Source organism: Chitinophaga sp. (assembly GCF_035564935.1).
Classification (GTDB): Bacteria; Bacteroidota; Bacteroidia; order Chitinophagales; family Chitinophagaceae; genus Chitinophaga.
This window is the reverse complement of record NZ_DATMTE010000981.1, coordinates 1-12,206: the sequence shown is the minus strand read 5'-3', so window position 1 is coordinate 12,206 and position 12,206 is coordinate 1. Positions and strand designations below refer to the sequence as shown.

Below are 12,206 nucleotides of genomic sequence, written 5' to 3'. Positions count from 1 at the left end.
CACACCCTTGCAGGCGCTGCGACCTGAATACAGTGCATCTACCTCTGGACAACTGATGTTGTGTTTCAAGGCGGCATAGACACCAACTAATCAAACATCTCAAAAAAAATCAGGAATAAATAACATTCCCTTCTTACTTTTACCCCTGCTTCTATGTCCTCCGGCTCCGATTATAACGAAAATGATTTGCTGCACCGCATCGCGGAAGGAGATGAGCATGCCTTTACGGAACTTTATAACCGCTACTGGAAAAAGGTGTATACCTATCTGCTGCGCATGACCAAATCGCATGAAATTGCGGAGGAACTGTTGTACGACATCTTCACTAAACTATGGACAGGCCGTGAGTTAATTGCGGAAATCCGTAATATGGATTCATTTCTCTCTAAAGTAGCCTATAATAAAGCCATCAGCTTCTTCAGGTATACCGCTTCCCAACGGAAAATGCAGGCACTGGTGGCCAAACAGATGGAAGGGCTTTATGTGGAAGACACCGCAGATAAGCTGCTGAACAGCGAAGCCCGGGAACTGTTGCACGAGGCGATCCGCCAGCTCTCGCCCCAGCGAAAACTGGTATTTACCCTCAGCAGGGAACAAGGGCTTACCCATGAGCAGATTGCCAGGCAATTAAACCTCTCTACCCAAACCGTGAAGAAAACGATGTCCAACGCGCTCAGCGCCATCCGGGAGTTTCTCCACAAAAGAGGACTGGAAGGCTCACTGCTGCTTTATTTTTACCTGGAAACCAGGAAATAGAAATTTTTTTTTTCTTCCCGATACCTCCTCCCTTTTTTTCCTGCGTCTATATATTTAAAGCCGGTTATCATAACATGTCGCAGCGCTTACAGATACTATTTAATAAATATGCCGGGGGGCAGGCCAGCCCGGAAGAGTTGCAGGAGTTCTGGCGGCTGGTAGCCGTAATGGATAAGGATGAATTGTTGTCGGCCGACATGAAAGCATGGTGGGAAAAACATGAAGGAAGTTATGATCTTTCTGCCGGGGTGGATGGCGCCAAAACGCTCAAAAGGATTTTGGCCGGCGGAAGCAGGCAGGAAACGGATTATATCAGTATACATCACAGGCCCGAACGCCGTATCAGGCAAATGTGGGCTGCCGCAGCTGCATGCCTGCTCATCGCTTTGGGCGCCTGGTTCTATTTTCAACAGCAGGGAAAAGAATTGTTGCCGGTAGCGAAAATTGCCAACCCGGCCTATCACAATGATGTTCTCCCTGGTGTACAGGGGGCTACGCTTACATTGGCCGATGGCAGCGTAGTACAGCTCGACAGCGCTGGGAGCGGCCTTCACCTCGTCCAGGGCAATGCACAGGTATCCGCTGCCAACGGAACAGTAGTATACTCCGGTGAAGGCGTTGCTGCACAAACAGCATACAATACACTTACAACACGGAAGGGGCAGCAATACCCGCTACGCCTGTCCGATGGCTCACTGGTGATCCTCGACGCCGGTTCATCCATCACTTACCCGGTTGTTTTCCAGGATAAGAACCGTGTGGTGAAAGTGGAAGGGCAGGCCTGGTTCGAAATAGCCAGGGATACAGCCCGGCCATTTATTGTGCAGCACCACAATAAACAGGTACAGGTATATGGCACTCACTTCAATGTAAAAGCCTACAACGATGAACCTGATATGCGGGTAACGTTGGCGGAAGGCAGCATTAAAGTTACCAATGGTTCGGTAAGCCAGATGCTTGTTCCCGGCCAGCAGGCCATTTTATCAAAAAGCGGCGATGGTATAAGCGTTGATGGCCGCGCAGATATAGAAGAAACCATCGCATGGAAGAACGGGTTGTTTGAATACAAAAGCAAAGACCTTACCCATGTTATGCGCGACGTAGCACGATGGTATGATATAGAAATAGTGTACGACGGTCCAAAGCCCACGGATACTTTTACCGGGGGGATCAGTCGCACTGTTACACTTACAGAATTGCTAACTATACTTGAAATGAGCAGGATTCATTTTAAACTGGACGGGAGAAAATTAACGGTGCTGTCACGCTGATGCCAGGCGCCAGTAAAAATCGACCAAAAATATAATCATCGTAAGTCTAAAACCAACCAAAACTATGCAGCCATCTGCTAAGGGGATATCGTGTCCTCAACAATCGGGAAAACCGGCAATGCTGGCCGTTAGAATGTTGCGCAATGTTAAAGTGGCAACGCTGGTGTTGTTGTCAGCATTCCTGTTTGCCGGGAAGGTAGCGCAGGCCCAAACGATCAGTTTGTCGGCCAGGCAAATGCCTTTGTCTAAAATCCTGCCGGAGCTGAAAAAGCAGAGCGGGTACCAGTTCTTTTACAATGATGCCATGCTGGGTAAGGCAACACCGGTATCGCTGGAGGTACGGAATGCATCACTGCAGGAAGTACTGAAGATCATCTTCCGTAATCAGCCCCTGACCTATGCCATTGTAGCAAAAACAGTAGTGGTGAAAGACACTACCATTTCGTCTGAAATCGATGTATTCGGATTTGTAAGGGACGAAACCGGCAAGCCGGCTGCAGGTATCAGTGTGCAGGAAAAAGGAACATCAAAAGGTACTTTCTCCGGCGCCGACGGACTTTTTGTATTGAGAGATGTGGATGCTCATGCCACCCTGCTGTTCAAAGGGCTCAACGTGGAAACATCTGAAGTGGGCGTTGGCGGGCGCAGCGACCTGGCTACCATTACGCTGAAAACAAAGATCACAGCGCTCCATGAAATCAATGTTGCAGTGTCTACCGGTTATCAAACCATTTCAAAGGAACGCAGTGCCGGCTCGTTTTCCAAACCGGATATGCAAACGGTAGCCACCCGCTCTACCAGCATGAACATCCTGCAACGCCTGGATGGGCAGATCCCGGGACTGGTGATCAACAACTCCCCAAGTGCTGCTACAGATGGGAGCACTTTTCTTATCAGGGGGCTTAACACGATTAATTCCAGCAAGAACCCGCTGGTGGTGGTAGATGGTATGGCCGTTGACGTTAGCAGGATCTCTACCATCAACCCACAGGATGTGGCGGATATCACGGTGCTGAAAGATGCCACCGCTGCATCCATTTGGGGAGCCAGGGCATCCAACGGCGTAATAGTAATCACTACAAAGAAAGGGAAAAGCGGCAGGATGAAAGTGTCGTACGACGGGTTTGTGAGCTTCCAGGGGCGCCCGCAATACGATTACTTCCACATGATGAACAGCAGCCAGTATATCCGGGCCATGCGGGAAGTATTCGATTCCGTGAACCTGTATATGCCCTATCAGCGGGCAACTACCTATGATCCGTTGAACTCCGTATATGGATTGGCGCCATCCAACCAGATCCTGTATGATATGAAGAATGGAGTGATCTCTCCCCAAGTGGGCAACGCCAAACTGGACAGTCTTGCGCGCATCAATAATAATTCGCAGATAGGGGATATCTGGTATCGCCCGGCTATGCTGATGAACCATACCATCACCGTTAGCGGCGGTACAGATAAACATACTTACTACAACTCTTTTTCATACACCGATAACAAATCATATACGCCAGGCAGCAAGGATAATACTTTTAAACTGAATACCCGGCAGGATTTTAATTTTAACCGGGTACTGAAAGTATATATCAGTGCAGATCTCACCAATAACAGCACCTCCGGTATCCGGCCCGTATCTGCCGATAACCGGTACCTGCCTTACCAGCTGTTCAGGGATGCCAGCGGAAATGCGCTCAGTATGCCTTACATGGGCTACCTCAGTGAAAGAGAGCGGCCCAATATTGAAAACCTGGGTAAGATCAGTATGGACTATAACCCCATCGATAATATGACAACAGGTTATAGCAAGAGCAACACTTTCAGTGGCAGGTTCAATACCGGCGTTACCGTAAACCTGTATAAAGGCTTAACGTTTGAAGGAGTATACGGTTATATAAAAGAATCGGGCAGAACCCGTGTATACGACGACGTTAATAATTACCAGCAACGCGCCTATATCATGAATTTTGCGGTGGCCAACAACGATGGAACGGTAACTTATAACCTGCCCACGAAAGGAGGACGATATACCGTTTATAATTCTTCACTGGATAACTGGGTAGTGAGAAACCAACTGCACTATGATAAGAACTGGAATAACGGAAAACACCAGTTAACGGCGCTGGCAGGTGCGGAAGCACAGGAACAAAGAACGGTTACAAACAGGAGTACGGTGTACGGCTACGACGAAGCACTGCAAACCTACCCGCTACTGGATTATAAGCTGCTTACAACAACCGGGATCATTGGGCCGATATTGCCTACAGGTATAGACCGTAAGTCGTCCAAGTTGTCTACCTCCAATGAAGAAAACGGCTCTTATTTCGGGGAGTCGGAAACAGTGCCCCGTTCCAGGTTTACCTCCTATTATGGTAATGTGGCGTATATGTTCCTGCGTAAATATAATATCAATGCCAGCTGGCGTAACGATCAAAGCAACCTGTTTGGCCTGAATACGTCGGCCCAGCGTAAGCCTGTATGGAGCGTGGGGGTAAAATGGAACATTGCCAACGAGTCTTTTATGGATCATGTTTCCTGGGTAGATGCATTGGCGGTCCGGGCTACCTACGGGTTAACCGGTATGTCGCCGATTCCCGGCAGGGCAGCGTCCTATGATATATTTAAACCAGCAACAGTAAGGTATGTTCCCGGCGGGCAGGCCCTGAGCATTTTAACGCTCAGCAATCCTGATCTTACCTGGGAAAGCACTAAAACATACAATATAGGTATCGACTTCGGCTTCCTGCGCAACAGGTTGAGCGGTTCCATTGACCTATATAAAAAGAATACGGATAACCTCCTGGGAGATCTCCCTGTAAACCCACTGGTAGGAACCAGTTCTATTTATGGCAACGTAGGATCGCTTACCAACAGAGGGATAGATCTGACCATCAGTTCTTTAAATATAGATGCCGGCAGATTTTCCTGGAGCACCACTTTGAATATGTCTTATAATAAAAACAAGATCACCAACCTGGGTTTGATCACTGCACCCATTACCCGGGGCGATCAGCTGGTAGACAGGAACTATGTGGTGAACTATCCGGCTTTCGCAGTATTCAGTTACAACTATGCCGGTTTGGATGCGGCAGGCGATCCGCAGATCCGGCTGGCCGATGGAAAAGTAACAAAGGCGCTGAATGTAACCAAACCGGAAGATATGGTATTCAAAGGTGTATATCAGCCGGTGTGGAGCGGGGGATTTGCAAATATGTTCAATTATAATGGCTGGTCGTTATCTGTAAATGCTATATTCAACATGGGCAACATCATGTACCGGGACATGAATACCCGTTACTCAGGCACCTTTAATGTTGGTTATATGAATTTCCAGTCGGGAAATATTAACAGCGAGTTTGCCAACCGCTGGATGCAGCCCGGCGATGAACTTACAACCAATGTGCCCCGATTTGTAGCCAATCCTTCCACCAGCAGTGCATTACGAAATACCACCTATTACACCCGTGGAGATATTAACCTGGTAGATGCCTCTTATATAAAGATCAGGGACATTACCCTGGCATACCAGGTACCAGCGCCAGTGCTGAGAATGTTGCGGGTAGAAGGACTTTCGCTTCGCGCCCAGTTATCCAATGTAATGCTGTGGAAAGCGAATCATTATGGCCTTGATCCGGAGTTTTCCAACAGTACAGCGGCCGGCTCAGGCAGCATTATGCCGGCCAATCAGAAGGCTGTTACGATCGGCGCTCATTTAACGCTTTAAAATTGAACATGAATGAAAAAGGTTGCGAAAAATATAATAGTACTCGTTTCCCTGGCCACAGCAGGCTTTTTACAATCTGGTTGTAAAAAAGAGTTCCTGGAAATAACCCCCAAGGGAGTACTGATTGCAGAAAAAACAGGTGATTATGACATGATGCTGAATGCAGGTTCCTTACACCAGTTCCAGTATTTCTCGCCAATTGTTATGGGCGATGAAGTGGCAGGCAGCAGCGGCTTCAGCACAATTGGATTCGGCGCGGCTTCCATGGCCGACCAGGAGGCATTCAAATGGTCGGATGATATTTATCTCCCCAACAACACTGAATCTGAAATAACGGTACTGGTAAAACAGGTGTACATCTACAATAAAATCATTGCTGAAGTAATGAACTCGTCCGGTGGAACGGATGCACAGAAAAGCGCTCTTAAGGCAGAAGCGCTGACAGGGCGTGCCTGGGTAAATTTCCTGCTGGCAAATTTGTATGGCAAGCCATATAATGCAGCTACTGCGGCCAATGATCCTGCATCGCCATTGTTTATGGTGGCAAATGTAACGCAAACAACTTTTACCAGGGCTACCGTAAAGCAGATGTATGACCAGATGGTAGCAGATCTGAATGAAGCTATCCCGTTGTTACCAGCAACGATCACCAACAACTCCAGGGCCTCCAGGCCGGCAGCGCAGGCGTTGCTGGGAAAAGTGTATGTGTTTATGCAGCAATGGGACGCCGCGTTACCGCTCCTGCAGGCTTTTACCAACTCATTGTCATCGGCCACTATAGATGTAGGGTTATACGACTATCATAAAGAGTTCAGCACTAACGGCGTATTTATGCCCATAGATCCGATGTATGGCCCCAACAGGTTATACGCCGATATGGACAAGGAAGTGGCTTATATGCGTACCGCCATCAGGCTGTATGCCGCGGGGCTCGACGGTGTGCTGATAAGCCCAGAAACGGCCGCACTTTATACTGCCAGTGATGAACGCCTGAAATTTTTCAGCCCGCAAACCTGGCTAACGGGTATGAATTACCCCACAGGAATGATGAGAGGCTGGGGACAGTCGTACGCCAACATGGGTGTAACCGTACCGGATATATTCCTGCTTATTGCGGAATGCAAAGCGCGCCTTGGTCAAACAGCTGCTGCAGCGGAAGATATCAGGAATTTCCGCCTTACCCGTGTTTCAGCCCAGGATGCACCGGTGCCAACGGCTGTTGCAAATAATAAAGTAGCGCTTGTAAAATATATCCTGGAAGAAAGGATCCGGGAATTTGCACTCACGGGAAACCGCTGGCTGGACATGCGCCGGATATCTGTTGAACCGGAATATGCGTCTACCATCGGTAACACGCATCGTGTATATGACGACTTCGGGAAAGTAACAGCTACTTACACCATGAAGCCGGAACGGCTCACGTTGCGTTTCCCTATTTATATCATGGATGCAAATCCCAATTTGTCAAACAACCCTTAAAAAAATAAAACCAACCATTAACATGATGAAGAAGTATGCCATACTGCTGTGCAGTTGTCTTGCTGCATCCGCTGGTTTCGCACAACAGGGATATACGCTGAGGATCAAACTCAGTCATTTCAAAAAATACCAGCCAAGGCTCAGTTATGTAAGCGACAATAAGCTCAGTATTGATTCCGTATTTACTACGGAAAAAGGCTGGCTGGTGATGAAGGGCGCTGTGAACTCCCCGGTGATGGCCAGTTTTACACTCAAAGGAAACCCGGCCCTGGAAGCGCCCGCGGGGAAACAGGTACTAACGGCGCCGGTACTACGTTTTTTTCTTACCAATGATGTAATTACCATTAAGGGAGATGCTGATAAAGTGTATGCGGCAAATGTTGAAGGCGGGGAAGCTAACGCCGACTGGGCAGACCTGAGAACAAAGGAAAGCCGGCTGGAGCATGAAAACTGGATCGCAACCAGGAAGATGGCAGACAGTTGTAAAACCTGCGATAATACGGTAGTGACGCAACTCACCAGGAAGATGAACAGCTCAAAAGGCAGGGCGTTGCAGGATATGGAGACAGCTTTTTTTAACAGTCATCCTAATTCGCTCTATAGCATGTACATGCTGTACCGTATGCAGGCCATCATGGAGCTGGATTCTTTAAAAACTACTTATAACAAAATGGGTAGCGCGGCGAAGAATAATGTGTATGCAAAATTTATCGGCAACAGAATTGCCAGCCTGGAAGCCACTGCGGTTGGCCAGCCGGCTATCCCGCTCCGCAAGAAAGATATGGATGGCCGCGAGGTGAGCCTGGAAACGCTGAAAGGTAGGTATGTGCTGCTGGACTTCTGGGGTAGCTGGTGTCATCCCTGCCGGGCATCTCATCCTCATTTGAAAGAATTGTATGGCAAATACAAAGCAGAAGGATTTGAAATTGTGGGTATCGCATCCGAAAATGGCAGCGCTGAAAAATGCAGGAAGGTTTGGCTGGATGCAATTAAGATGGATGGTATCAACTGGGTGAACGTATTGAATAATGAAGGTATAGAACAGTTTGATGCGGTAACGGCTTATGGCGTTTCTGCATTTCCTACCAAAATCCTGCTTGATAAGGAAGGGAAGATCATTGGCCGTTGGATAGGAGGGGAAGCAAAGGAGCTGGATGTGAAACTGAAAGAAGTATTTGGAAAATAATTGTTTTATTCAGAAAGAAAAGGGGGTAACCAAACGGTTAGCCCCTTTGCATTATATTAATTAACGTTAATAGATGGCTGCATGTTTCTACCATCCGGTGAGGGCTAACAACTAAATATTTAATCTTCTATATCATTCCAGGAGGAAATCCGTTTAGGTGCCTTACTGACAAGACGTATAGTCAATGTATCTTTCGCAACTGAAATATCGGAAAAAGTAATTGGGTATCATTATTGGTTTGGGTATATTTGTAGTGGCTGGCGAAGTCTTAGACCCTTTGGCCCAAACCACCTGAAACGGGTGTTTTTTTGTGTCCAGCCCGTTCATAATCTTAATATATTCAATTGTCCATCGGTCACTTTTTAGATACTTTCGGTTAACGGCATCAATTGCCCGGTTTTATTTTTTATTTGCACTCCATAAATAGCCAGGTTATGAAAGCTTCCCTCATATCAGATCAACCTAATGTTTCCCGCGCAGCGGCTCATCAACCTGCCACAAATGGCATCGCCGCGCCGGACGTTACCTCCCGGCAGCCGTTGCAGGAAGATCACGCAGCGCCTGCAGCAGATGAACCTGTTACAGCGCCGCTGGCGATACCGATAATGTTGGATATGGACGACAACGAGGAAGAGGAACCTCATACCTTGTTTATTGACCCGAACGACGGCACGTTGTGGTTGCATTCAGATACGCAGACACTGAAAGTGTTCCTGGACAGGAAGCGCAAAAAGCCTGTTGTGAGTGGTTCGGCAAGTCTCGTTGCGCTGCTGAACGCCATTGAGGCGGCGGCGCAGATAGTGCATACCGGCAGGTATGGAACCGTGAAACCAGTTAACCGGGTTAATTCCAAAGGCAAGCTGAAAACCACACAAAGGGCAGGACCTACCGCGCAGGAGCGACTGGATGCACGTGCACAGCTAAAGGTAATAGAGAACCTGCTGCAGCAGCTGAACAGGGAGTCGGCGCTGGTAATGAAGAAACAACGGCCACCTTCGCACAAGGTGCAGGTGGATACCCGGAATATTGATGGCGATCTTTTCTGCGCAAAAGTAGTCATGGCGCCATTGAGCGTTCTGCTCAGGGACGACGGTGTGTTTGGCTCACAACCCTCTGCCACTTCCACTTTATTTACCAGCCTCACAGCGCGCATTGGTTACAAGCGGGGGCACATGTTGAATGAACATCTGCACGGACCGGGTACCGGTAATAACCTGGTGCCCATATCCACAGCATTTAACAGCGTGATGAAAACGGGTGTGGAGAAGGCTGCCAAAGAAGCCGTAAATGCAAATAATAAAGTGATCAGGTTTGAAGCGGAACCGCTCGACTGGGGACTATACCCCGGGTTTTATAAGGGCAAATTCCCCGATGAGCAAAAGCTGCCCAACAGGTTCCGCTTCCTGGTAAAACAGATGCTTCGCAAACCGGGAACGGATGGCAGTAAAATTGCGCACTGGGAAGATACCGGTCCCGTGCTCTATAGTAAAACAGAAACGCATACTATTCCATCTCCCGCAGATGTGGTACAAGGAACGGTGGCGCCGGGGGTAAAAACATTTAAGCCCGGCTATTATCGCTCCTACAATGGTAAATTGGAACAGGCAGCTAATTTGAATTATCATCTCTTCGGCAGCTATATTGTGAATGGTCCCACCTTCTCCCATTTTTTTGAGCCCTTCGGATTAGATCCTGCGGGGTTAATTCATGAAGACCTTCCCCTGAATGTAACGACTGAATTTGAGCTGCCGCCGGGTCTTTCGTTGATAGTTATTCCGCCAGGGGAAGTAGAGTGCATCGCTAACGGCAAAGTTCACAAAGTGGCAACACCCAGCGGCTGCTCTTTTGTAATAACAGATATCAGCACACGGAACCATCTTCTCGCAACCTATGCAGGAATGATCCGGGACATGAAAATAGCGCAACAAAAAAGCGACCAGCTTGCGCTGAAACAAAAACAACAAGAGTTGCAAGACAGGAAGAAGAGCAGCGCCGAAGCAGCCAGGAATGCGGAAGCCAGTAAAAATTCCCACCGTATTGTAATACTTGAAATGACCTACAACTCCACCGCCGATAAATACACGAGCCTGTTCAAAGGCGTTTTCCAGCAACGTTTTAGTGCAATGAGAGAAGATATACTCGCAAATGCAAAAGCTGCATGGGGAAGGAATGATAAATTATACGGCGGCAACACTGATTATCAATTGCAACCTCATATTGCACTGTTGGAAAAGGAGATAAACCAACTGGTACAGGAACAAGCGACGGAGGCTGCCAGGGAGAGAGCCGCCAGGGGAAGAGAGGAACTTGTGAGGGGCCTTTTGCAGGAATTAAATGAAACTACAACAAACCAGTATAGGAACGTGTTGCCGGAACGTTGGCAACGGGCTGAATTCGACAAGGGGGCCGGGGATATTTTTGGTGTGTACAAGCAGTATTGGCAAGATCCGAAAAATAGGTTTGACAAAAGTCAACGCCAGGAAATGTTGGACTCTGCACTTAAAAAAATGGCAGCATTGCGTGAAAAAATAGCAGCGAAAACGTCGCCTGCAGAATCATCTAAACGTAAGTTTGAACCTCTAACGGAGGAAAAAACAGCCTCGCTGGCGGACAAAGAAAAAGACTCCGGAGATGAACAAGGGGAGCGAAAGAAATTCAAAAGCGATCCCGACGTTTTTAGGCTTAACGCAAATACTTCCGGTGCTCCCCAGCCGCGGCAGCCCGATATACCTCCTTTCCAACCCCCGCGCCAGATAGGTGAAAGAGAGGCCGCAGACACTGCCAGTACGGTATTTCAGTGGATCATTAACCTGCAGCAGCAGCAGTTCAACGGCGACCAGGTAGCACAAGGCCAACTGGCAACATTGCATGAGCCTTTACAGCAATTTATGGCCCGGCCAAACCCTGGAGACTGGAAAAGAGTATCGGCAATTTTACATCAGCTATTATCCGTTGGCGCGCTCCGCGATCACCTGCTGAAACCATGGTTATCGTGGGAGAGTATTAAACCGCGCTAGGGAACCACATCCCGGGAGTAACGCACTATTGCAGCAATTCCAGTATCCGTTCGTTATTGACTTTTTTGAGTGGCATTGCGTTGTTTCTTATATTCACATGATTGTTACATTAGTAATACCAGCAATAAGATTATTGACTTCAGATCTTAGGATCATACAAAAAAAAGCGTAGCTACTTTGTTGATGCAGCAAACTGGCGAAGAAAGTTTTGGTATACAGTTGTGGATGCACTTTTTGCAGTTGGAGATAGCATTGAAGGTTACAATTGATAAAATAGACCTTAAATAGAAAGAGGCCGCCTCAATATTTATGAGACGGCCTCTTTGCATTACATTAATATCCTTTTGTTGGTACCAGGTTGGGGTTATTTCTCAACTCCGTGCTTGGTATCGGGAATAAAAGCTCCCTTTCCGTTAAAACCGGACCATAAGAAAACTTATGGCCTACATAATTATCAAAGCCTTTAGTGCTTACGTTAAATGCTTTACGAAGACGCACCATATCAAACCAGGTAACATTTTCAAAACACAATTCATACCAGCGTTCCCGCCAGATGGATTCCCGTAATTGTTCTTTAGATAATCCCGCCAATGCCGGCAATTTTGCCCTTGCCCTTACCTGGTTCACAGCATCGTACGCCTTGGCGCCCGGTCCGCCTACCTCATTGGCTGCTTCTGCATATACAAGCAATATATCGGCATAGCGGATCAGCGACCAGTTAAGATCACTGTTGGCCGTAGTGGTTTGTGCCGTTACATCAAAAAGCTTGTATATAAAAT

The 12,206-nt window shown here is 47.7% G+C and carries 7 protein-coding genes; 6 read left to right on the top strand and 1 reads right to left on the bottom strand.

The genetic code is table 11. The annotated features are described in order from the left end of the window. The first annotated feature begins 153 nt into the window (after positions 1-153). The 6 genes from VN105_RS25495 to VN105_RS25470 all read left to right on the top strand — a co-directional run bounded on the left by VN105_RS25495 (position 154) and on the right by VN105_RS25470 (position 11,427). The gene (locus VN105_RS25495) at positions 154-756 is read left to right on the top strand and encodes an RNA polymerase sigma-70 factor (protein ID WP_325645564.1); all 603 of its coding nucleotides are present in this window, start codon (positions 154-156) and stop codon (positions 754-756) included. 74 nt (positions 757-830) lie between these two features. Beyond that, positions 831-2,027 carry a FecR family protein gene (locus VN105_RS25490; RefSeq protein ID WP_325645562.1) on the top strand — a complete coding sequence of 399 codons (1,197 nt, stop codon included), beginning with the start codon at positions 831-833 and terminating at the stop codon, positions 2,025-2,027. Positions 2,028-2,091: 64 nt separating this feature from the next. Then, complete coding sequence (locus VN105_RS25485) at positions 2,092-5,745, top strand: SusC/RagA family TonB-linked outer membrane protein (protein WP_325645560.1); 3,654 nt, start codon at positions 2,092-2,094, stop codon at positions 5,743-5,745. Between the two features lie 12 nt (positions 5,746-5,757). Continuing rightward, on the top strand, positions 5,758-7,224 hold the full coding sequence (locus VN105_RS25480) for a RagB/SusD family nutrient uptake outer membrane protein (RefSeq protein WP_325645558.1): 1,467 nt from the start codon (positions 5,758-5,760) through the stop codon (positions 7,222-7,224). A gap of 22 nt (positions 7,225-7,246) precedes the next feature. Continuing rightward, positions 7,247-8,410, top strand: coding sequence for a TlpA disulfide reductase family protein (locus VN105_RS25475; protein WP_325645556.1), 1,164 nt, complete (start codon positions 7,247-7,249; stop codon positions 8,408-8,410). 434 nt (positions 8,411-8,844) lie between these two features. Next, a complete protein-coding gene (locus VN105_RS25470; RefSeq protein ID WP_325645554.1) occupies positions 8,845-11,427 on the top strand; it encodes a hypothetical protein in 2,583 nt (860 codons plus the stop codon). A gap of 333 nt (positions 11,428-11,760) precedes the next feature. On the opposite strand, the gene VN105_RS25465 is transcribed toward VN105_RS25470, so the two are convergent. Beyond that, positions 11,761-12,206, bottom strand: a 446-nt coding sequence (locus tag VN105_RS25465) for a RagB/SusD family nutrient uptake outer membrane protein (protein WP_325645552.1), incomplete at its 5' end; no start/stop codon positions are given.